This is a genomic window from Micromonospora sp. NPDC057141, from assembly GCF_042670805.1.
In the GTDB taxonomy this organism is placed as follows: Bacteria; Actinomycetota; Actinomycetes; order Mycobacteriales; family Micromonosporaceae; genus Micromonospora.
Window position 1 is genome coordinate 24,029 of the sequence record NZ_JBHUVA010000035.1, and the last position, 20,957, is coordinate 44,985.

The 20,957-nt window shown below is 75.3% G+C and carries 22 protein-coding genes and 1 pseudogene; 16 read left to right on the forward strand and 7 right to left on the reverse strand.

What is annotated here, in order from left to right:
• Positions 1 to 74 precede the first annotated feature (74 nt).
• The gene (gene eccD / locus ACFT41_RS18525) at positions 75 to 1,472 is read left to right on the forward strand and encodes a type VII secretion integral membrane protein EccD (RefSeq protein WP_377586858.1); all 1,398 of its coding nucleotides are present in this window, start codon (positions 75 to 77) and stop codon (positions 1,470 to 1,472) included.
• 109 nt (positions 1,473 to 1,581) lie between these two features.
• Here the strand turns inward: eccD and ACFT41_RS18530 are convergent, their stop codons facing one another.
• Entirely contained in the window at positions 1,582 to 2,784 is a 1,203-nt protein-coding gene (locus ACFT41_RS18530) for a type VII secretion protein EccE (protein WP_377586859.1), read from the reverse strand.
• A gap of 222 nt (positions 2,785 to 3,006) precedes the next feature.
• Here ACFT41_RS18530 and eccB point away from each other — a divergent pair, with 222 nt between their 5' ends.
• The 10 genes and pseudogenes from eccB (at position 3,007) to ACFT41_RS18580 (ending at position 11,260) form a co-directional block, all read left to right on the forward strand.
• Positions 3,007 to 4,419 (forward strand): type VII secretion protein EccB, encoded by a 1,413-nt coding sequence (gene eccB / locus ACFT41_RS18535; RefSeq protein WP_377586860.1) that lies wholly within the window; start codon positions 3,007 to 3,009, stop codon positions 4,417 to 4,419.
• Positions 4,420 to 4,516: 97 nt separating this feature from the next.
• Positions 4,517 to 4,885, forward strand: coding sequence for a hypothetical protein (locus ACFT41_RS18540; RefSeq protein ID WP_377586861.1), 369 nt, complete (start codon positions 4,517 to 4,519; stop codon positions 4,883 to 4,885).
• Positions 4,878 to 6,089, forward strand: a complete 1,212-nt coding sequence (locus ACFT41_RS18545; RefSeq protein WP_377586862.1) for a WXG100 family type VII secretion target — start codon at positions 4,878 to 4,880, stop codon at positions 6,087 to 6,089. The genes ACFT41_RS18540 and ACFT41_RS18545 overlap by 8 nt, the downstream gene beginning before the upstream one ends.
• A gap of 101 nt (positions 6,090 to 6,190) precedes the next feature.
• A complete protein-coding gene (locus ACFT41_RS18550) occupies positions 6,191 to 6,715 on the forward strand; it encodes a PadR family transcriptional regulator (RefSeq protein ID WP_377586863.1) in 525 nt (174 codons plus the stop codon).
• Positions 6,716 to 6,813: 98 nt separating this feature from the next.
• A pseudogene (locus tag ACFT41_RS18555) lies at positions 6,814 to 6,954 on the forward strand (ATP-binding cassette domain-containing protein); the annotation flags it as partial.
• Between the two features lie 481 nt (positions 6,955 to 7,435).
• The gene (locus ACFT41_RS18560; protein ID WP_377586864.1) at positions 7,436 to 7,951 is read left to right on the forward strand and encodes a hypothetical protein; all 516 of its coding nucleotides are present in this window, start codon (positions 7,436 to 7,438) and stop codon (positions 7,949 to 7,951) included.
• A gap of 243 nt (positions 7,952 to 8,194) precedes the next feature.
• Positions 8,195 to 9,013: a hypothetical protein gene (locus ACFT41_RS18565; protein ID WP_377586865.1), complete on the forward strand. Its 819-nt coding sequence runs from the start codon at positions 8,195 to 8,197 to the stop codon at positions 9,011 to 9,013.
• 118 nt (positions 9,014 to 9,131) lie between these two features.
• A complete protein-coding gene (locus ACFT41_RS18570) occupies positions 9,132 to 9,464 on the forward strand; it encodes a YkvA family protein (protein ID WP_377586866.1) in 333 nt (110 codons plus the stop codon).
• A gap of 146 nt (positions 9,465 to 9,610) precedes the next feature.
• Positions 9,611 to 9,934 carry a hypothetical protein gene (locus ACFT41_RS18575; RefSeq protein ID WP_377613931.1) on the forward strand — a complete coding sequence of 108 codons (324 nt, stop codon included), beginning with the start codon at positions 9,611 to 9,613 and terminating at the stop codon, positions 9,932 to 9,934.
• A gap of 120 nt (positions 9,935 to 10,054) precedes the next feature.
• Entirely contained in the window at positions 10,055 to 11,260 is a 1,206-nt protein-coding gene (locus tag ACFT41_RS18580; protein WP_377613932.1) for an ice-binding family protein, read from the forward strand.
• 164 nt (positions 11,261 to 11,424) lie between these two features.
• On the opposite strand, the gene ACFT41_RS18585 is transcribed toward ACFT41_RS18580, so the two are convergent.
• Positions 11,425 to 11,673 (reverse strand): ferredoxin, encoded by a 249-nt coding sequence (locus tag ACFT41_RS18585; RefSeq protein WP_377586869.1) that lies wholly within the window; start codon positions 11,671 to 11,673, stop codon positions 11,425 to 11,427.
• 13 nt (positions 11,674 to 11,686) lie between these two features.
• Positions 11,687 to 12,886 carry a cytochrome P450 gene (locus ACFT41_RS18590; protein ID WP_377586870.1) on the reverse strand — a complete coding sequence of 400 codons (1,200 nt, stop codon included), beginning with the start codon at positions 12,884 to 12,886 and terminating at the stop codon, positions 11,687 to 11,689.
• Between the two features lie 308 nt (positions 12,887 to 13,194).
• On the opposite strand from ACFT41_RS18590, the gene ACFT41_RS18595 reads away from it, so the two are divergent.
• Positions 13,195 to 14,313: an AI-2E family transporter gene (locus ACFT41_RS18595; RefSeq protein WP_377586871.1), complete on the forward strand. Its 1,119-nt coding sequence runs from the start codon at positions 13,195 to 13,197 to the stop codon at positions 14,311 to 14,313.
• Between the two features lie 13 nt (positions 14,314 to 14,326).
• Here ACFT41_RS18595 and ACFT41_RS18600 read toward each other — a convergent pair whose 3' ends face one another.
• The gene (locus tag ACFT41_RS18600) at positions 14,327 to 15,010 is read right to left on the reverse strand and encodes a dienelactone hydrolase family protein (RefSeq protein WP_377586872.1); all 684 of its coding nucleotides are present in this window, start codon (positions 15,008 to 15,010) and stop codon (positions 14,327 to 14,329) included.
• Between the two features lie 192 nt (positions 15,011 to 15,202).
• On the opposite strand from ACFT41_RS18600, the gene ACFT41_RS18605 reads away from it, so the two are divergent.
• The 3 genes from ACFT41_RS18605 to ACFT41_RS18615 all read left to right on the forward strand — a co-directional run bounded on the left by ACFT41_RS18605 (position 15,203) and on the right by ACFT41_RS18615 (position 16,280).
• Positions 15,203 to 15,595, forward strand: a complete 393-nt coding sequence (locus tag ACFT41_RS18605; RefSeq protein ID WP_377586873.1) for a MerR family transcriptional regulator — start codon at positions 15,203 to 15,205, stop codon at positions 15,593 to 15,595.
• On the forward strand, positions 15,565 to 15,921 hold the full coding sequence (locus ACFT41_RS18610) for a thioredoxin family protein (RefSeq protein WP_377586874.1): 357 nt from the start codon (positions 15,565 to 15,567) through the stop codon (positions 15,919 to 15,921). The genes ACFT41_RS18605 and ACFT41_RS18610 overlap by 31 nt, the downstream gene beginning before the upstream one ends.
• A gap of 158 nt (positions 15,922 to 16,079) precedes the next feature.
• A complete protein-coding gene (locus ACFT41_RS18615) occupies positions 16,080 to 16,280 on the forward strand; it encodes a hypothetical protein (RefSeq protein WP_377586875.1) in 201 nt (66 codons plus the stop codon).
• 143 nt (positions 16,281 to 16,423) lie between these two features.
• Here ACFT41_RS18615 and ACFT41_RS18620 read toward each other — a convergent pair whose 3' ends face one another.
• The 3 genes from ACFT41_RS18620 to ACFT41_RS18630 form a co-directional block, all read right to left on the reverse strand.
• On the reverse strand, positions 16,424 to 18,796 hold the full coding sequence (locus tag ACFT41_RS18620; protein ID WP_377586876.1) for a glycoside hydrolase family 65 protein: 2,373 nt from the start codon (positions 18,794 to 18,796) through the stop codon (positions 16,424 to 16,426).
• Entirely contained in the window at positions 18,793 to 19,545 is a 753-nt protein-coding gene (locus ACFT41_RS18625) for a beta-phosphoglucomutase family hydrolase (RefSeq protein WP_377586877.1), read from the reverse strand. The genes ACFT41_RS18620 and ACFT41_RS18625 overlap by 4 nt, the downstream gene beginning before the upstream one ends.
• Positions 19,546 to 19,671: 126 nt before the next feature.
• Positions 19,672 to 20,139 carry a DUF4442 domain-containing protein gene (locus tag ACFT41_RS18630; protein ID WP_377586878.1) on the reverse strand — a complete coding sequence of 156 codons (468 nt, stop codon included), beginning with the start codon at positions 20,137 to 20,139 and terminating at the stop codon, positions 19,672 to 19,674.
• Between the two features lie 159 nt (positions 20,140 to 20,298).
• Between ACFT41_RS18630 and ACFT41_RS18635 the strand changes: the two genes are divergently transcribed.
• A complete protein-coding gene (locus ACFT41_RS18635) occupies positions 20,299 to 20,874 on the forward strand; it encodes a hypothetical protein (RefSeq protein WP_377586879.1) in 576 nt (191 codons plus the stop codon).
• Positions 20,875 to 20,957: the final 83 nt, after the last annotated feature.

The following is a 20,957-nucleotide window of genomic DNA, read 5'->3' on the forward strand; positions in this document are numbered from 1 at the left end:
TCCCGTGGGCGTCGTGGACCCACTTCGGCGGCGGCCCGGGCGGGTGGAGCGTAGGCGAGCGCGAGGAGGCCACAGTGGCGACGAGGACCGCGACCGGGGGCCTGAGCCGGATCACCATCGTGGCGCCCCGGACCAGGATGGACCTCGCCCTCCCCGCCGACGTGCCCCTGGCGGACCTGCTGCCGACCCTGCTGCGGTACGCCGGTGAGGACCTCGCCGACGAGGGGGTGCGGCACGGCGGCTGGAGCCTGGCCCGGCTCGGCGGGCAGCCGCTCGACGGTGGCCGTACGGCCGCGCAGCTCGGCGTCCGCGACGGGGAGGTGCTCTACTTCAACCCCCGCGCGGCGGCGGCCCCGGAGATCGTCTTCGACGACGTGGTGGACGCGGTGGCGACCGCGACGAATCAGCGCCCCGGCAGCTGGCAGGTGAGCACGAGCCGGTCGTTCGCGGTGCTGTTCGCGGCGGCGGCGCTGTCGGCCGGCGCGCTGGCGGCGCTGTTCGCGGGCCCGCCGCAGCTGCCCGGCGCGGTCGCCGCCCTGCTGGTCGCGGTCGCCCTGGTGGTCGGCGCGGCCGTGCTGTCCCGGGCGGCCGGCGACAGCCGCACCGGCGCGGTGCTCGCCCTGGTCGGCCTCGGGTACGCCGCCGTCGGCGGCCTGCTGGTGCTGGCCGGCGACCGGGGCCTGGGCGAGCTGGCCAGCCCGCACGTGCTGCTCGCCGCGACCGCCGTGGTGGTGTTCGGCGCGGCAGCCGCGCTGGCGGTCGGCGACCGGCTGCCGCTGTTCTTCGGCGCGGTCGCCGTGGGCGGGGCGGTCGGCTTCGGCGCGGTGGTGAGCCTGGCGTTCTCGGTGGGCGCGCCGGCCGCCGCCGCGGTGGTCGCCACGGTCGCGTTCGCCGCGCTGCCGGCCCTGCCGATGGCGGCGTACCGGCTGGCCCGGCTGCCCGTGCCGTCCATCCCGACCGGCCCGGACGACCTGAAGACCGACACCGAGACCGTCGACGGCCGCAGCGTGCTGCGGCGCAGCGAGCGGGCCGACGCGTTCCTCACCGCTCTGCTGTGGACGGTCGCGCTGCTGGTGCTGGGCGGGGAGTTCGTGCTCGCCGTCGACGGCCGGCTGCCGGCGGTGCTGCTCTGTCTGGTGCTGGCCCTGCTGTCGCTGCTGCGCGCCCGGCCGTTCCTCGGCCGCGCCCAGCGCGTGCCGGTGCTGCTGGCCGGCAGCCTCGGGCTGGGTCTCGCGGCGGCGGCCACGTTCGCCGCCGGCGGGGCGGCGGTCCGGCTCGGCGTGGTCCTCGGCGGGCTGGTGGTGGCGGCCGTGGTCAGCCTGATCTACGGGCTGACCGTCGCGGGCAAGCGGATCTCGCCGGTCTGGGGACGCCTGCTGGACATCGTCGAGGTCCTGCTGATCATCTCGCTGGTTCCGTTCGCGGTCTGGGTCTGCGGCCTGTACGGCTGGATCGTCAACCTCCGCCCCTGACCCGGCTCTTCTCCCTCCCCCTCCACTCCCCTCGCCTGGCGTGGGTTGATCAAGAGGTTTGCGTCAGCGGCAGCGAAGAACCTGACGCAAACCTCTTGATCACCGGGGCTCAGTCGGGGCGGTGGTCGACGATGCGGCGGGCCACCGGGGCGGTGGCGTAGACGGCGGGGCCGTGCTCGCCGTCCAGGGGGCGGGCCGGGGCACCCGCGCGGCGGGCCACGTCCCGGACCACTTTGACCAGCGCCTCGACGTGGTCGGCCGGGGCTGCGACGCGCAGCAGCGGCGGGCCGGGCCGGTCGCCGGGGCGGAGCACGGCCGCGAACGTGTGCGACGGCGCGGAGGTGGCGGTGACGGCGTCCACCAGAGGAGCCCAGGTGGCTCCGGCGCGGGCGCGCAGGGCCAGGCAGCGCTGGGTCCAGCCGCCGCCGCGCAGCCCGGTCCAGGTCTCCGCCTGCGGCTCGGGCGTCAGGTCCAGGCCGGCCCCCGAGACCAGCGCGGCGCGCAGCTCGTCCCGGCCCAGGACCCGGTGGGCGAGACCGGCGGCGTGCAGCGCCTTGCCGAGCCGGCCGACCGCCGCGGCCACGGTGCGGTGCACGCCGAGCGTTCCGCCGCCCCGGGTCACCGCCTCGGTGCGGGCGTCCCGCACGGACAGCCGCACGGCGACCCAGACGGTGCGGTGGGCGGCCGGGGCCGCGCCCGGCGTCGGATACCAGACGAGGGTGTGCGCGACGACCTGGGCCAGCGACACCGGCGCGGTGAACCCGGTGAGCACCGCCAGTGCCCGGTCCACCACCGCCGCGTCGATCGAGCCGGCCGGCGCGCCGGTGGGCGGGTCCAGTGCCACGGCGGCGAACCAGCCCCGGACGTCCTGGCCGACGCCGAGGCGGGTGCCGCGCTCGGTCAGCTCGATCATGGTCAGCTCGGGGGCGAGGACGGCCAGCCGGGCCTCGCCCGTGCCGCCGCCCGCCGCGGCCCGGCCCTCCTCCCGGCGCAGTCGCAGCCGGCGGCGCAACAGCAGGTCCTCGTACCACCAGCGGCCGCCCCGGCGGGCGAAGGCGGCGGCGACGGCCGCGACCGCGGCGACCCCGACGACGACCCGCCACGCGGGACCGCCCAGCGCTGAGTGGACGGCCAGCGCGGCCAACTCCGCCACGACGAGCTGGCCGACGACGACCGGGCCGAGCCGGCCCCGGCTGCGCCGGTCGGCGGGGACCACCGGCCGGTCGGGCGGCACGGGCCGGCCGGGCGGTTCGGCGGCCGTACGACCGGGCGGCGCGGCCGTACGACCGGACGGCGCCTGGACCTGCGTCATCGGTGGGCGTCCCTTCTCGACAGCGGCTCTCCTGGCGGCCGGCGCGGGCGGTGGCCGTGTCCCGGGTGGGCGGGTGGCCCTCCCCCGGGCGGTGACCACGGTGACCGGCCGACGGCCCCTTATCGTAGGGAAGCCCGTGGCGAGGCTCGGACCTGATCGCCACGGCCCCACCCCGTCGTCGGGCTCGATCGTCGCGGCCCGACCCGCCGCCGGAGGTAGCTCATGCGGACCCGCCGCGACCAGGTGCAGGCGTACCGCTTCGTCACCCGCCGGATCGTCTCCGCGCTGCTCTCCGGCGACCCGGAGACGACGAACCTGCCGATGCGGCGGCTCGGGCTGGCGGTGGTCGGCAGCGTGGTGGCCGCGGCGGTGGTGCTCGGCGGCGTCGGCGCGTACGGCCAGCTCACCGGAAACGCCGCGCCACTGGAGGCGAACACGCTGGTGATCGAGCGGGAGACCGGGGCGACGTACGTCTACGTGGACGGCCTGCTGCACCCGACCCTGAACTACGCCTCGGCCCGGCTCGTCCTCGACGAGGCGGACCCGACGGTGCGCACGATGTCGCGAGAGTCCATCGCGGACCGGGCGCGCGGGCGTACCGTCGGGATCGTCGGCGCGCCGGACGCGCTGCCCGACCGGAAGGCGCTGGTCGGTCTGCCCTGGTCGGTCTGCGACGTGCCGGACCCGGCCGCCCCCGACCGGTCCACCACGCACGTGGTGATCGACCGGCCGCTCCCCGGCGGCACGCCGCTGGGCGACCGGGCGGTGCTGGCCACCGTGGACGGCCGGCGCTACCTGCTCACCGGCGACGCCCGGCTGCGGATCGCCGGCGGGGACCCGGCGACCGCGGCGCTGCGGATGGCCGGCGCGACGACGCTCACGGTCGGCGAGCAGCTGCTCAACGCCGTGCCGGCGGGGCCGGTGCTCCGCGAGCCGCAACTGCCCGGCGACGGCGAGACCAGCCGGCACGCCGTGGGCGACGGGCCGGCCCGGGTCGGCGAGGTGTTCCGGGCCGCCGGTCAGCACTACGTGCTGACCCGGGAGGGGCTGGCGTCGATCGGCGAGGTCAGCGCCCTGCTGCTGTTGCGCGACGGCGGCCGGATCACCGACATCACCCCGGACCAGGCCGGCAGGCTGCTGACCCGGCAGCGGGTGGAGCCGGAGGGCACGCCGCGCACGCTGCCGGCGCTGCACCCGGTGCAGGCGGGCCGGACGGTGCTCTGCGCCACCTACCGCAGGTCGACGGCCGACGCGCCGCCCACCACCACCCTGGAGGTCTTCGACCGGGTGCCGGCCGAACTGACCGGCCCGGACGCGACCCCGGTCCGGCAGGGGGCCTCCGACGCGGTCCGCACCGCCGAGCAGGTGCTGCTGCCGGGCGGCAGGGGCGTGCTGGTCCGGGCCGCCCCGGGCGCCGGGGAGGGCGGCGCGGGCGCGCCGGGCTCGACGGTCTACCTGGTCACCGCCCAGGGGATACGCCACCCGCTGGGCACCCGGTCGGGCGACGCGCTGACCGCGCTCGGCTACGGCGGGGTGCCGCCGCTGGCGGTGCCCGCGTCGCTGCTGGCCCTGATCCCGACGGGTCCCGCCCTGGAACGCCAGGACGCGCTCGCCTACTTCGCCCCGGGCACGTAGGCACTCCCGTCGGGGCGTCGTCACGGGTCGCCCGGCCTGGCCGCCGTCCACTAACCTGATCCTCGCCAACGGTTATCGAAGACGTACGGGGAATGCCATGACCGGGCGCACGACAGTCGACGTACTCTCCCTGGAGGACTTCCAGCGGCGGTTGGCCGCGCGGCTGACCGAGGCCGAGGCCGTGCTCAGGAAGCTCCGCACCGAGTTGCAGTGCCGGCCGCCGGATCTGGGCACCTTCGCCGACGCGACCAGCAACGCCCGCCGCTACTCGGCGCTCCAGGCGAGCTACGCGCAGCGGGTCGAGCGGCTCCGCGACGCGGTGAAGGCGGCGCAGAGCGCGACCGGCACGATCCTGACCAACTACCGGACCACCGAGGCGCGCAACGCGGCCAACGCCGCCGACATCGCCGCCGCGCTCACCAGGGTCGACGACGCGCTGAACGGGAGGGACGACTCTCGTGTCTGAATACACCGCGCGCTACCAGCAGGTCAGCCACCAGCAGCTGTTCGACGCCGTGCGGGCCGGCGACCCGGAGCAGATCGACGGGCTCGCCAGCAGCTGGAGCTCGATGAAGGGCACCCTCGACGACCTCGCCCGCGACCTGCGCGGCGACCTGGAGAAGCTGGCCAACGGCTGGACGGGCGACGCCGGCCAGGAGTTCCAGCGCCGGCTGTCGCTGATCGTCGACTACTCGACCACCCTCTCGGAGGGGATGGCCGACGTACGCCAGGGGCTGACGCTGATGGCCGCCGACCTGCGCACCGCGCGGAAGGAGGCGGAGAGCCCGGCCGAGACCGACGACCACGACAAGGCGGTCTCCGGGGCGATCAAGGGCGGTCTCACGGGAGGCCTTCCGGGCGCGATCGTCGGCGGCTTCATGGGGCACGAGCAGGACAAGGCCGAGCAGGAGAAGGCGCACCGGCGGATGGTCAAGGTGGTCGCCGAGCTGGCCGCCGGCTACGACCTGTCGGCGTACGGCCGGCTGGTCGACCCGCCGCCGCCGGACCGCGACCTGCCGCACGACCCGAACACCAGCACGTCGACGCCGTCGGCCGGCCCCGGGGCCCACGCCCCGAGGAGCGCGCCGGGCGGCGGCTTCGGGACCCCGACCACCGGCCAGGCGTGGCTGGACGCCCCGGGCAACCTGACGGACGGGCCGAACACCGGGACGACGGGCGGGAACGACGACGGGTCGACGTCGCCCGGCGGCACGGGCGGGGCCGGCGGCACCGGCCTCGACACCGGCACGTCCCTCGCCGGCGCCGCACCGCTCGGCAACGGGCTGCCGGCGGGTCCGGTCGGCACGACCGGCGTCGTGACGGCCGCCGCGTCGGCCGGGTCCGGGGCGGGGCTGCTCTTCGGCGCGCCCGCCGGGGCACCGGTCGGCGTGCTCGGCGGCGGCACCGGTTCGCTGGCCGGGTCGGCCCGCGCGGGTGCGACGGTGGCGGCGCGGCCGGCGGGTGGCCTGGCAGGGGCCGAGCACCGGGCCGCCACGGGCGTGGGCCGGGTGGGCGGAAACGGCACCGGCGGCGGTCGGGCGGGCGTGCTCGGCGGGCGCGGGCGGGCCGACGACGACGAGTCCGACGAGCGGCTGACCTGGCTGACGGAGGACGAGATGGTCTGGCGGGACGGCGACCCGGGCGTCCCGCCGGTGCTCGGCGCCGGCTGACCTCCTCCACTGCGTACGCTGCGGGGCCCTCTCCCTCGGGGAGGGCCCCTTTTCCGACCTGGCTATCCACGGTGTGTATACGCGATGTGTATAGTCGCGCCATGTCGATCGGTCAGACCTTCCTCGGGCTCCTGGAGTCCAGCCCCCGCCACGGCTACGACCTGAAACGCGCCTACGACGAGCGCTTCGGCCAGGCCCGCCCGCTGCACTTCGGCCAGGTCTACGCCACCCTGTCGCGGCTGCTGCGCAACGGCCTCGTCGAGGTCGACTCGGTCGAGGCCGGTGAGGGCCCCGACCGCAAGCGGTACGCGATCACCGAGGCCGGGGTGACCGACGTGCGGCGCTGGCTGTCCCAGCCGGAGAAGCCCGAGCCGTACCTGCACAGCGTCCTCTACACGAAGGTGGTGCTGGCGCTGCTCACCGGCCGCTCCGCCGCCGACCTGCTCGACACGCAGCGCGCCGAGCACCTGCGGCTGATGCGCGAGCTGACCCGGCGTCGGGACTCCGGCGACCTGGCCGAGCAGCTCATCTGCGACCACGCCCTGTTCCACCTGGAGGCCGACCTGCGCTGGCTGGAGCTGACGGCGGCCCGCCTGGACGAGCTGGCCACGGCGGTGCGGCGATGACGGGAGCAGACGCCGGCAGCCGTCCGGCGACGACGGGGGCGCACGGCCGCACGACGACGGGACCGCACGACGACAGCGGTGCGACCGCGACGTGGCCGCTGCTCGTGGCCGAGGAGCTGCACCGCGCCTTCGGCCCCACCCCGGCGCTCGCCGGGGCGTCGCTGACCGTCCGGGCCGGCGAGATGCTGGCGGTGCTGGGCCCGTCCGGGTCCGGCAAGTCGACCCTGCTGCACACGCTGGGGCTGTCGGTGCTGTGGCAGGCGGCCGTGCCGGTGCTCGTCGGGCTAGGCCTCGCCGTCGCGTTCGGCCTGGGCCTCGGGGCGGTGCTGCTGCGCATGGTCGGCGCGCCGGTCTCGGTGAGCTGGCCGGTGGTCGGTCTCGGTGCCGCCCTCGGCGGCGGCGTGGTGCTGCTGGTCACCGGCGCAAGCCTGCCCGCCCTGTGGCGGCTGACCCGGCCGGAGGGCCTCCGGGCCGAGTGACACCGACCGGACCGGTCCTCCCACCGAGCCCGGCGCTCTCACCCGGCCCGGGATTCCCGCCGGGTGCGGCCCGAACACCAGCTCCGTTCCTCCCGCCGGGTGCGACCCGGCCGTCAGGTCCGGCCCTCCCGCCGGTCGGCCCGGCCAGCGTCCGTCCACAGCGACGGGTCGTGGCCCGGGTCACCATCCGGCCCGCCCGCGCGAGGCTGCGGCCGGGCCGGAACGGCGATAGGTTGGTGTGGTGCAGTCCGCCGCGTTCGCCCGCCCCTTCCGGCCGGCGACGCTGCGCGGGGCACGCCTGCCGTGGCAGTCGAGGCTGCACCGGTCACGCCACCCTCGACAGTCGACACTGCGCCGCATCGGGGAGTTGGGCCGCCTCGCGCTGACCGCCCTGGTCCTCGCCGTCGGCGTCGGCGGGGTCGCCGCGCTGCCCGCCCCCGCCTTCACCGCGGCACCCGTTGCCGCCTCCGTGCCGGCCCCCGCCTCCGCTGCGGCCCCCGTTGCCGCCTCCACCGCAGCCGCCGTCGGCGCCAGGCTGACCCGCCCCGTCGTGGTGGCCAGCCGGGCCGTCTCGCTGGTCACCGGCACCGGTGCGACGGCCGACCCGGTCGCCCCGCAGGCCCGGGCCGTCCCCGGGGGCGCACGGCGACCGGCTCCCGCCCCGGCCGCCACCCCGGCCGTTGCCGTCCCGGTCGACCGGCCCGCCGTCGACCCGGCCGGCGGTGCCGTCGTCCGGCGCGGGCCGCCCCGGCACTGACCCGGGCCGCCACCAGCCGCCGATCCGGTCCGCCCCGCGTCGTACCACGCCGCGCCGGCACCGCGCCGGCTCGCCGCGAGCCCGCCGATGGCCGCGCCCCGCGCCGCCGAGGACCACACCCGCCGTCACCCGCAGCGCTGACGGCCCCGGCGGGGCCCCGTCCGGCACCGGTCGACGCGCGGCACCCGCCCGCACCGCGGGCCCCGACCGTCAGTCCACGTCGTCCCATCCGAGGTGTCTCCCATGCAGACCGCGCTCTCCTCCGTCCTGCTCGACGTGCCCCGGGCCGCCGCGATCTGGCTGGCCCTGCTCGTCCTCGCCGTCGTCACCGTGGCCGCCCTGGTCGCCCGCCCCGACCTGTTCCGCTCCGTGATCGGCGGGCGGCTCCGCGAGGCCGCCATGCCCAGCCTCCTGGAGGAGGCCGCCGAGGAACGGGCCCAGCGCCGCTACGCCGACGAGGTGGCGACCGCGGCGGACCGGGCGGCGGCCACCGCCCGCCGGATGCGGGCCGAGTGGCTGTCCGCCCAGGAGGAGGTCGAGGCGGCGTGGCAGGCGTACGAGGCCGCGGAGGCCGATGTCCGCCGGTTGGCGGCCACCACGGCCCTGCCCCGTCCGCACACCGAGCGCACCCCCGCCGAGTACGCCGACCGCGAGCGCTTCCTGCACCGGGCCGCGCTGGACGCGTACTGGCGTCGGGAGCTGTCGGAGGAGCAGCTCAGCGACGTGTTCGCGCACCGCAACGGGTGGGACCCCCGGCTGCACCCGGTCGACCAGGAGTTGGTGCTGCACCGGGCCGTACGCGACCACCTGCGCGCCCGGCAGGAGGCCGCCCGGGAGCGGGAGCAAGCCGCGTGGCGGGCCGCCGAGCAGGCCGCCCTCGCCGCACGCAGCCTGCGGGACGAGGCTTTCGCCGCGACCGCGCCCGCCCCGCAGGAGCAGACATCGCTGCTGCCCGGGGTGACCGACGAGCCGTCGCCGGTCGTCGAGCAGACCCGGGAGATGCCGGTGGTCGCCCGCCAGCGGCCGGCCGTGGCGAGGGGCCGGGCCGCCGTCCCGGCGTGAGCCGGCTCGGGCGCCGCGCCCGCCGCGCCCGCGGCTCGGGGGGTGAGAAGGGAGCCCTTCTATACCGCAGGCGTTAAGAGGGGGCCCTTCCTTGCATGCGGTCGGCTAGCGTGGGCGCATGACGGACCACACCTGGCTGCTGGTGGTCGCCGGCCTCGTCCTGGCGGCGACGCTCGTCGGCGCGGTCGTGCTCGCCGTGCGGGTGGTTCGCACCCGCAAGCTGCTCGGCACGCTGGGAGTCGGCGGCAAGGTCGCCTTCTGGGGCGCGCTGGCCTACACGATCTTCCCGATCGACGTGCTCCCCGACCCGATCTACCTGGACGACATCGGGGTGCTCGCCGCCGCCCTGCTCTACCTGGGCCGGCTCGTCCGGCAGCACCGCGCCGCCGAGCGGCAACTTCCCGGTCGGGCCGAACCCCACGACAGCAGGACGCGCCGCCCGGTCGCCTGAGCCGTGCCATGATCGGGGCCGGGCCCGCGCGCCGGGGGCACAGGAGCGGGCCGTGCTGGCGCACGCCGGGGCCGCCCGGGTCGCGCACAACTGGGCCCTGGCCGCCTGGCCCGGGTGATCACGTCGGCGGGCAGCTGCGCGCCGACGTGAAGGCCGCTGTGGACACGGGCGAGCCGGTGTTCGCCAACATCCCCGGCGACGCGGTGGACACCGACGGCCGGGAGCACAGTTGCCCGGGCCACTACCTGACCGTGGTGGAGTACCAGGACGACGGCAACACCGTGGAGATCGCCGACCCGGCCGTGCAGGAGTACTGGATGGACGTCGCCGAGCTGGCCAACTGGATCGCGGGCCGGGCTACAGCTCTTGGCCGGCGCGGTCGACGACCACCGAGGGCCGGTCCCCGAGCGGGGGCCGGCCTCGGCATACGCGGGAACCGCGAGCGACCCAACCTGTGGCTTATTTGGTAATTTTGGAGCTAAGTCCCTTTTGGTGTGCGAAAGTCCGGTTACGCATACTCTGCAATCGGTGTCGTCGGCGTGCCGCCGTGGTGGCGGCACCCCGAGGCGCACCCACGAGAGGGCCACATCGTGACACGCACCAAAGTCCGTCATCTTCGCCGCGCGGCACTGCCGGCGCTCGCAGCCGTCACCGCCGCCGGCACCGCCGCAGCTGTGCTGATCCTCAGTGGTACCGGCGCGAGCGCCGCGGAAGCACCGGTCAACCTGGGCACGGCCGCGAACTTTTCCGTCCTCGCCGGCTCCACGGTGACCAACACCGGCCCGAGTTTCCTGGCGCAGAGCCTCGGCGTCCATCCCGGCAACGCCGCGCCGGGCTTCCCGCCGGGCGTCGTGGCCGGCGAAGTCCACCTCGGCGACGCCGTCGCCCTCCAGGCCAAGAACGACCTCACCACCGCATACAACGACGCCGCCGGCCGGACCCCGTTCACCATCCTGCCCGCGGAACTCGGCGGAACCACGCTCACGCCCGGGGTCTACCGGATCGGCGCCGCGCAACTGACCGGCACCCTGACGCTCAACACCCAGGGCGACCCGGCCGCCGTGTTCATCTTCCAGATCGAGTCCACCCTCATCACCGCCGCCAACAGCAGCGTGGTGTTCATCAACGGCGCGTCACCCTGCAACGTGTACTGGCAGGTCGGCAGCTCCGCCACGCTCGGGACCGGCACGGAGTTCGTGGGCAACATCCTGGCCCAGGCCTCGATCACCATGAACACCGCCGCCATCCTCCAGGGCCGCGCCCTGGCCCAGACCGGTGCCGTCACCCTCGACACCAACACCATCACCCAGCCCATCTGCCTCGAACCCACCGGCACCCCGACCGGCACCCCGACCGGCACACCCACCGGCCAACCCACGGGCACACCCACCGGTCAGCCCACGGGCACGCCGACCGGCCAACCCACGGGCACACCCACCGGTCAGCCCACGGGCACGCCCACCGGCACGCCGACCGGCCAACCCACGGGCACACCCACGGCAACGCCGACCGGCCAACCCACGGGCACACCCACGGCAACGCCGACCGGCCAACCCACGGGGAGTCCCACCGGCACGCCGACCGGCCAGCCGACGGGGAGTCCCACGGGCACCCCGACCGGGCAGCCGACGCGTACGCCGACCGGATATCCCACGCCCAGCCGCACCGCGCTCCCGGTGACCGGGGGTGACGACGGTGCCGCGAGGCTGCCCCTCCTGACGGGCATCGGCGGTATCGCGCTCACCACCGGCGTGGCCCTGTTGGTCCTCTACCGACGGAGGACATCCGAGTCCTGACGGACTGACCCCGGCGGTCGGCCATCGGCCGCCGGGGGCTCCACTACCGGGTACGCGCGGTGGTGAGCAGGGGTCCCATCAGCGCCGACGGCGTTGACGGGACCCCTCCGTCCTCCATGGAGGAACTGCGCTAGAAGCAGCTCTGACGACGGTGCCGTCGTCGGTCAGGGCTCGGGGGCGATCTGCCGGCGGCTGTCCGCCTCGGAGACGAGGATCGCCTCCATCGGGCAGGAGTCTGCCGCGTCGAGCACCGCCTGCGCCGGTGCCACCCGCTCGGCCAACGGGCGGGACAGCCCGTCCACCAGGCCGAAGTGCTCGGGTGCCGTCCCGGCGCAGATGCCCGAGCCGATGCACCGGGTCGGGTCCACGTGCAGCCGCCACCCCTGGCCGGCCTGTCCGTCCTGCGCGCTCACCTGATCCTCCCCCTCACCAGGCCACCGGCATCGCGGTGAGGCCGCGTACCAGCAGGCCGCTCTTCCAGGTCAACTCCGGCTCGGGCACCGCCAGGCGCAGCGCCGGGGTGCGGTCGAGCAGGGTGTCCAGCACCACCTGGAGCTCCATCCGGGCGAGCTGGGCGCCGACACAGTGGTGCACCCCGTGCCCGAAGCCCAGGTGCGGGTTGACCTCCCGGCCCAGGTCGAACCGGTCGGCGTCGGCGAAGACCGTCTCGTCCCGGTTGGCCGACGGGATCGACACGATCACCGGCTCGCCCGCGCGCACCAGCACGCCGCCCATCTCGACGTCCTCCTTCGCGTAGCGGGCGAAGGCGGCGGACGCGCCGAGCGGAACGAACCGCATGAGCTCCTCGACCGCGCGGGGGACCAGCGCCCGGTCGGCCCGCAGCCGGGCCCACTCGTCGGGATGGTGCAGCAGGACGTACACGAAGTTGGGGATCTGGGTGACGGTGGTCTCGTGGCCGGCGGCGAGCAGCCCCGCCGCGAGCCGGACCACCTCCTCCTCGCTGAGCCGGTCGTCGGCGTCGCGGGCCCGGACCATCGCGCCGATCAGGTCGTCGGTGGGTTCGTCGCGCCGCCGCGCGATCAGCTCGCCCATGTACGCGAACAGGTTGTCGATGTACTGCTGGATCTGGTCCCCGCTCAGCGAGGTGGTCGAGACGATCGCCTCCGACCAGGTGTGGAACCGGTCCTGGTCGGCGACCGGCACACCGAGCAGGTCGCAGATGACCCGGATCGGCAGCGGGGTGGCCACGTGCTCCACCAGGTCGGCCGGCGGGCCGGCGGCGAGCAGGTTGTCGACCAGTTCGTCGGCGACCTGCCGGGTGCGGGGCCGCAGCTCCTCGACCCGGCGCGCGGTGAACGCGCGGGCCACGAGCCGGCGCAGGCGGGTGTGGTCGGGCGGGTCCATGGAGAGGATGCCGCCCTGGATCTGCCGCGCGGTGTTGCGCGGTTCGTCCCGCCCTGCGGCGGCGGCCCGGCTGAACCGGGCGTCGCCGAGCACGGTACGCACGTCGGCGTGCCGGGTGGCCAGCCAGGCCGGCTCGCCGTACGGCAGGCGCACCCGGATCAGCGGCTCGTCGCGGCGCAGCCCTGCGTAGCGCGGATCGAGGTTGAGCCGGTCGGGATCGCTGAACGGGTAGCGCTGGATCGCCTCGGATGTGTCGGTCATCGGATGGCTCCCTCTCGTCCGCGGCCCCGCCGTCGGGCCGTCCGGTCCGCCAGGGCGACCCACCTGGAGTCATGCCCCGAATACGGATCGTAGCGAGAGAGTTCGATGATCGGCCAGTGAGCTGGCTGGATTTCCGGCCGGGCTTCGGCGCGATCCCGCACAAACCGCCGCCGGGTCCGCCGCCCCGCCGACCTTGGACAGTTCACGTTCCGTCGGGACGACAACCGTCCAAGATTGGTACGAAGGCGGCGGGGTGTCGGAGAAGCGGCGTACGGGTACGGGGATCTCGCCGAGAGTGGAGGGCTGACGTGGTCGACGACGGTGCCGGGGGTACGACGGGCGACGGGAGCGGCGCGGGGCTGCGGCAGGCGTGGGCCCGGCTGCCGTGGCTGGTCCGCTCCGCCGTGCTGTGGAGCGCCTGCCTGGTGGTGGTCGTCGCCGGGCTGTACGTGGTCGGGAAGATCGCCGTGCTGCTGGCCCCGCTGGCGATCGCGCTGGCCGCGACGCTCTTCCTCACCGCCCTGCTCGACCCGGTGCTGCTCCTGCTGCGCCGGCTCCGGCTACCGGCGGCGCTGGCCGCCCTGCTCACCGTGCTGTTCCTGCTCGGCGTCCTGGTCGGCGTCGGCGTGCTGGTGTGGAACCTGACCGCCAGCCAGTTCGGCGAGCTGAGCCAGGAGCTCGACCAGGGTCTCCAGCGGACGCGGGACTTCGTCACCTCCACCCTCCCGGTGACCGATGCCCAGCTCGACAAGTTGGTCCGGCAGACCCGGGACGGGCTGGGCGGCGGCACCCCCGACCCGGTCGGCGGGGCGCGGACGGCAGCCGAGGTCGCCGGTTCGGTCCTGCTCTCCCTGGTGCTGCTCTTCTTCCTGCTCAAGGATGGCCGGTCGATGTGGCACTGGGTGCTGTGCCGCACGGCCGGCCCCAACCGGGACGTCGCCGCCGAGGCCGGCCGGGTGGGCTGGCGGACGCTCGGCGCGTACAGCCGGGGGACGATGATCATCGCGGCGATCGACGCTCTCGGGATCGGCCTGGCCCTGGTGGTGCTCCGGGTGCCGCTCGCCCTGCCGTTGGCCCTGATCACCTTCCTCGGCGGGTTCGTCCCCATCATCGGGGCCACCGTGGCCGGGGCGGTGGCGGTGCTGGTGGCGCTCGCCGCGAAGGGACCGACCGTCGCGCTGCTCACGCTGGCCGCCGTGATCGCCGTACAGCAGATCGAGGGCAACCTGCTGGAGCCGCTGGTGATGAAGCGGCAGGTCCAGCTGCACCCGGTGGTGATCCTGGTGGCGGTGACCGCCGGCACGCTGATCGCGGGCATCGCCGGGGCGTTCGTCTCGGTGCCGATCACGGCGGTCGCGTACCGGGTGATCGACACCGTACAGCAACACCGGCAGGCCGCCGCCGGACGACCGCCCGCACCGGCCTGAGCCCGACGGCCCCTCAGGTGGGCGGGCGCAGGTGGGTGGCGAACCAGTCGGCCGCCGCGCCGGCGACCTGCTCCAGCGCGCCCGGCTCCTCGAACAGATGGGTCGCGCCCGGCACCACCCGCAGCTCGCCCACCTCGCCCAACTCCGCCAGCGCCTGCTCGTTGAGCGTGATCACCTGCCCGTCGAGGCCGCCGACCAGCAGCAACGTCGGGGCGGCCACCTGGGGCAGGGCGACGCCGGCCAGGTCCGGCCGGCCACCCCGGGAGACCACGGCACGAACCCGCTCGGGGCGGGCCGCCGCGGCGACCAGCGCGGCGGCGGCACCGGTGCTCGCGCCGAACAGGCCCACCGGCAACCGGCCCAGCGTCGGCTCGGCACCCATCCAGTCCACGATCGCGGCCAGCCGGTCGGCGAGCAGCCCGATGTCGAACCGGAGCTCCGCCGTACGGGCGTCGACCCGGTCCTCCTCCGGGGTGAGCAGGTCCACCAGCACCGTGCCGAGGGCCCGCTCGTGCAGCGTCCCGGCCACCGCCGTGTTGCGGGGGCTGTGCCGGGAACTACCGCTGCCGTGCGCGAAGAGCACGACACCCGTCGCCCCGGCCGGGACCAGCACGTCGGCCGGCAACCCGGCGTCCCCCGCCGGGATGGTGACCTCGCCGCCCCGGGTTGTCGTGCCCACCTGTCCACGCGTCGCCATCCTGTGCTCCTCCCCGTCGCCCGCCGGGCCCGGGGTGCCCGGAGCCGGTTGTCGACGCTCGCTTACCCGTCCCGGGGGTGGAGATTCGACCGCCCGGCCGGAACGCATCCGCCCTGGGGCCAGGATTCGCCGTTGCCTTGACACCGACGGCAAGGTCTAGCGTGGCGATCGGTGACGGGTAAAGGAGGTCGGATGCTGATCGGTGAGCTGGCAGAGCGCGCCGGCACGAGCACCCGGACCCTGCGGTACTACGAGTCGCAGGGACTGGTCCGGCCCCGGCGCACCGCCAACGGCTACCGCGTCTACGACGAGGCGGAGCTGCGGGTCGTACACGAGATCAGGGCCCTGCTGGCGGTGGGCTTCGGCCTGGACGACATCCGGCCGTTCGTGGCCTGCCTGCGCGCGGGTCACGCGTCCGGCGACGTCTGCCCGGACTCGGTGGCCGTGCTGCGCCGCAAGCTCGCCGAGGTGGACGCCTACCTCGACCGTCTCGGCGCGGTACGCCGACAGCTGCACGACCAACTCGCCCAGGCCATCGCCTACCGGGAGGAAACATGCCTCAGGACACGGGGACAGCCCCGCTGACCGCCGTCACCGACGCCACGTTCGCCGCGACGGTGCTCGCCGCCGACCGGCCGGTGGTGGTCGACTTCTGGGCCGAGTGGTGCCCGCCCTGCGCGGCGGTCTCGCGGAGCCTGGCGGAGCTGGCCGGGGAGTTCGGCGACCGGCTGCGCATCGTCACGCTCGACACCGACGAGAACCCGGCGACCACCCGCGCGTACGGGGTGATGTCGCTGCCGACCCTGCTGGTGTTCCGCGCCGGAGAGGTGGTCGGCTCGACCGTCGGGGCCAGGCCGAAGAGTCACCTGCGGCTGGGTTTCGCCCGCCACCTGGAGCCCTGGCGGCCCTGACCCGCCCGCTGCCGCCGCCCGCTGCCGCCCGCCGCCACCGCCCGCCGCCGCTCGCTGCCGCTCGCTGCCGGCGCAGTTTGTCGCCGGGCCGGGCGGGAAGGCCCGGGGTGACCGCAGCACCGGCGCAGCCGCGCCCCGGACGGATCGCGAGGATCGTCATGGCCCGACAGCAGAACAGGTCCACGCAGCAGGACAGGTCCCGGCCGCAGGCCGCCGAGCGGGACGAACGGCGGGAACGGGACGCCGAGCGCAGCCGGGACTGGGCGGACGAGGCGGCGCAGGCCCGCACCGCCGACGACCCGCGTACCGTCGCCCCGCACGACGCGGCCGGTCGTCCCTCCGACGGGCGGCAGTTCTGACCCCTCCCCGGTCGGTCGGGGAGCGCTCCCCGACCGGCCGGGAGACGCCGCCACCGGGAGACGCCGCCACCGGGAGAAGCAGGAATCGGGAGAAGCGGGAATCGGGGAACGTCACGGCCGGTGAGCCCGCCGGGCGGACGGGTTCAGCCGAGCTGCTCCGGGAGGCGGAGCAGGGGTGCCCGGCCGGGCGGCTGCTCCGGTTGGGTGGCGGGCGGCGTGAACGGCGGCACCGGCACGGTGACCGGCTCGGCGTAGGTCACCCGCACCTTCTCGCCGTGGTGCCGCAGCTCCACCATGTCGCCGGAGCGGCCGTGCCGCAGCGCGTACGTCGTCTGGTGCGCCCGGACGTCGACCCGCAGCCGCAGCCCCCGCCACTGCAACGAGAACTCCAGCCGGTCGAGCCGGCTCGGCAGCCGGGGCGCGAACGCGAGCAGGCCGTGGTGGTCGCGCAGCCCGCCGAACCCGGCGACCAGGGCGATCCACGCCCCCGCCAGCGACGCCATGTGCACCCCGTCGCGGGTGTTCTCGTTGAGGTCGTGCAGGTCCATCAGCGCGGCCTCGCGCAGGTACCGGTGGGCCAGCTCCAGGTAGCCGACCTCGGCGGCGATCACCGCCTGCGTGCAGGCCGACAGCGACGAGTCCCGTACGGTGCGCCGCTCGCAGTAGAGGAAGTTGCGCCGCTTCTCCGCCTCGCTGAACGCGTCCCCCCGCCAGTGCATGGCGAGCACCAGGTCGGCCTGCTTGATGATCTGCTTGCGATACAGGTCGAAGTAGGGGTAGTGCAGCAGCAGCGGGTACTTCTCGGTCGGCGTGTGCTCGAAGTCCCACTCCTGGAGCCGGGTGAACCCCTCCACCTGCTCGTGCACGTCGGCGCCCTCGTCGTACGGGACGCACATCGCGTTCGCCGCGTCCCGCCAGGCCGCCGCCTCCTCCTCGGTGACGCCCAGGTCGATCGCCTCGTCCCGGAAGCGCATCGCGCACTCGGCGGCGGTGAGCAGGTTCCGCTGCGCCATCAGGTTGGTGTAGACGTTGTCGTTCTTCACGGCCGTGTACTCGTCGGGGCCGGTCACGCCGTCGATGTGGAACCGGCCGCGCCGGTCGTGGTGGCCGAGTGAGCGCCACAGCCGGGCCGTCTCGACGAGCAACTCCAGGCCGATCTCCCGCTCCAGCCCCTCGTCGCCGGTGGCCAGCACGTACCGCCGCAGCGCGTCGGCGACGTCGGCGGCGATGTGGAACGCCGCCGTCCCCGCCGGCCAGTACGCCGACGACTCCGGGCCCTCGATCGTGCGCCACGGGAAGGCCGCCCCGGCCAGGTTCAGCGTCCGGGCCCGCTCCTGCGCCTGGGCGAGGGTGGAGTGCCGCCAGTACAGGGCGTCGCGCACCGCGCCCGGCTGGGTGTAGGTGAGCACCGGCAGCACGAACATCTCGGTGTCCCAGAACGCGTGCCCGTCGTAACCGGGGCCGGTGAGGCCCTTCGCGGAGATCGGCCGGCGTTCGGCCCGCGCCCCGGCCTGGAGCACGTGGAACAGCCCGAACCGCACCGCCTGCTGCACCTCCGGGTCGCCCTCGACCCGGACGTCGGCGGCGTCCCAGAACTCGTCGAGGTATTCCCGCTGCGCCCGGCGCAGCCCGTCCCAGCCGTCGAGGCGGGCCGCCGCGAGGGCCGCGCCGACCTGGTCGCGCAGCGCCGGCAGCGAGCGGCGACTCGACCAGCCGTACGCCAGGTACTTGACCACCCGCAGCTTCTCGCCGGGCTTCAGCACGCAACCGACGGTGGTACGGACCCAGTCCTCGTACCCCTCGGTGTCGACGGTGGTGTGCTCCGGGGCGTACACGTCGTGGTCCATGGCGGCGGCCACCCGCAGCCCGCTGACCTTCGTGCGGTGGATGAGCAGCCCGCCGTCGTTGGTGGTCAGTTCCTCCTCGGCCTGCAACGGCGACTCCAGCACCGCCGCCACCCGGGGGTCGCGGCTCTGCGCCGGCAGGGACTCGTTGGCCACCAGCTCCGACTGGAGGATCAGCCGCAGCGGCCCGTCGACCGCCTCCACCTCGTAGTTGATGGCGGCGACGGAGCGTTGGGTGAACGACACCAGTCGGGTGCTGCGCACCTTGACCTCGCGCCCGGCCGGGGAGCGCCAGTGCAGCTCCCGGTGCAGGGTGCCGGCGCGCAGGTCGAGGATCCGTTCGTGGGCGAGGAGTTCGCCGTACCGGACGTCGAGGGGCTCGTCGTCGACGAGCAGCCGGATCAGCTTGCCGTTGGTGACGTTGACGATGGTCTGCCCGGACTCGGGGAAGCCGAACCCGGCTTCCGCGTACGGCAGGGGCCGCAGCTCGTAGAAGCTGTTCAGGTACGTGCCGGGCAGGCCGTGCGGCTCGCCCTCGTCGAGGTTGCCGCGCAGGCCGACGTGCCCGTTGGAGAGCGCGAAGACCGACTCGGACTGGGCCAGGACGTCCACGTCGAGGCGGGTCTCCCGGACGTGCCAGGGCTCGACCGGATAGGCGCGTTCCCGGATCATGCGCGGGGTCCCCTGTCCATCAGGTCGGCGAGGTCGGTCACCACGACGTCCGCGCCGTGGGCGCGCAGCTCGTCGGCCTGGCCCACCCGGTCGACGCCGACGACGTACCCGAATCCGCCGGCCCGGCCGGCGGCCACCCCGGCGAGCGCGTCCTCGAAGACGGCCGCTTGCGCGGGGTCGACGCCGAGCAGCTTCGCACCGGCCAGGAACGTGTCGGGGTGCGGCTTGCCGCGCAGTCCCTGCTCACGGGCGACCACGCCGTCGACCCGGGCCTGAAGCAGCGGCTCCAGCCCGGCGGCGACGACGACGGCGCGGCAGTTGGCGCTGGCCGAGACGACGGCGCGGCGCAGGCCGGCGGCAGCCGCCGCCCGCAGGTACGTCACGGAGCCCGGATAGACCTCGACCCCGTCGGTGTGGATGCGCTCCAGCAGGACGACGTTCTTGCGGTTGCCGACGCCGTTGACGGTGTCCGCGTCGGGCGGGTCGTCGGACGAGCCCTCCGGCAGGACGATCCCCCGGGAGGCGAGGAACGACCGCACCCCGTCGGCGCGGGGCTTCCCGTCGACGTACCGGTTGTAGTCGGGCCCCGGGTCGAACGGCCGGTACGGCTCCCCGGTGGCCGCCGCGCGACGCCGGAGGAACGCGTCGAACGTCTGGGTCCACGCGGCGTTGTGCACCCGGACGGTCTGCGTCAGCACACCGTCCAGGTCGAAGAGACACGCGGTCACGTGAGCAGGCAGGCCCAGCACGGTACGAATCTATCCACCCCCGGACCCCCCCAAACCCGTTTGCTGAGAAGGAAGGGCCCCCTGTTAACGCCTACGGTATAGAAGGTCACCCCTCTCACCCTCTCACCGCGCGGGGGGCGCGGCGGATCAGCGGTGGGGGCGCAGCGTCCAGACGACCGTCATCGCCGAGGTCGGGGTGCCGTCCTCGGTGCCGATCTCGACCTCGACCGGGAACTCGGGCCGCCGGCCGGCCTCCAGCTCCGCGACCACCTCGGGCGCCGGCCGGCCGAGCCGCGCCGTGGCCAGCACCGGCCCCATCGCCACCTTCCGGTACGCGATCTCGGCCCGCACCGCCAGCGGCACCGCCCGGTCGAGGAGCTGCCCGAACGCGGCGAGCACCACCGCGCCGGAGGCGGTCTCGCCGAGGGCGAACATCGCTCCGGCGTGCGGGCCGCCGACGTGGTTGTGGGTGGCCGGCGAGTCGGGCAGCCGGACCACGGCGCGCACGCCGCCCTCGGCCTCGGGGGCCACCTCGACGAATTCGACGCCGAGCGTACGGGCGAACGGCACCGCCTCCAGCATGCCGGCGGCGACCTGGCGCGAGTCGATGGTCATGCCCGCACGTTACTCCCGGGTAACTTCCGGTTCAAGCACGCGTACGCCGCAGGATGCCCGCCCGAGGGCCCGCCCACGAGCCCGCCCGACCGCACTGAAGTGTTCGGTTCCTTACCCGACACTGTCGGAAGCTGGCGCGGCGGCGGCACGATGGAGAGCGTGATCGATGCACAGCAGCGCGCCGCAGCCCTCGTCGTCGATGCCGCGCGCAGCGCGGTGACCCGGTACGCCCCGGAGGAGCTGGAAGTGTTCGACGGCGTGGCCGCCGGCTGGCGGCAGGAGGCGGCGAAGGGAGCCCGGCAACCCGGCACGCCGGGCAGCGCGGTCAGCTTCGGCATCGACACCGCGCTCGTCAGCGAACTGTTCCTCCAGGCCGCGTCCGCCGCCGTCAGCGAGGTCCTCGTGCTCGGCGTGACGGGGGTCGGCGCGGGCCTCCGGGCCGGGTGGCTGCGACGCCGTACCCGGGGTGCGACGGCCGCCGAATCGACGGAAGCGCCCGCCGGGCCGACGGAACCGGCCAGCGGACCGACGGAGGAACCCGCAGCCGACACCGGGCCGACGGAACCGGCGACCGGCACCGGGCGGGTGGACGGGCTCGGGTTGACCGGGCCCCAGGTGGCCGAGCTGCGGCAGGCGTGCCGCCGGCACGCACTCGCGCTGGGCCTGCCGCCGGACGCAGCCGATCTGCTGGCCGACGCCCTGGTGGGTGCGATGGCCGCACCGGGCGACCGGTGACCCGGCCGGCCAGCCCACCACCGGCGGACCGCGACGCACCACCGCCACCCCAGGCCCACGACGCACCACCGCCGCCCGAGGGC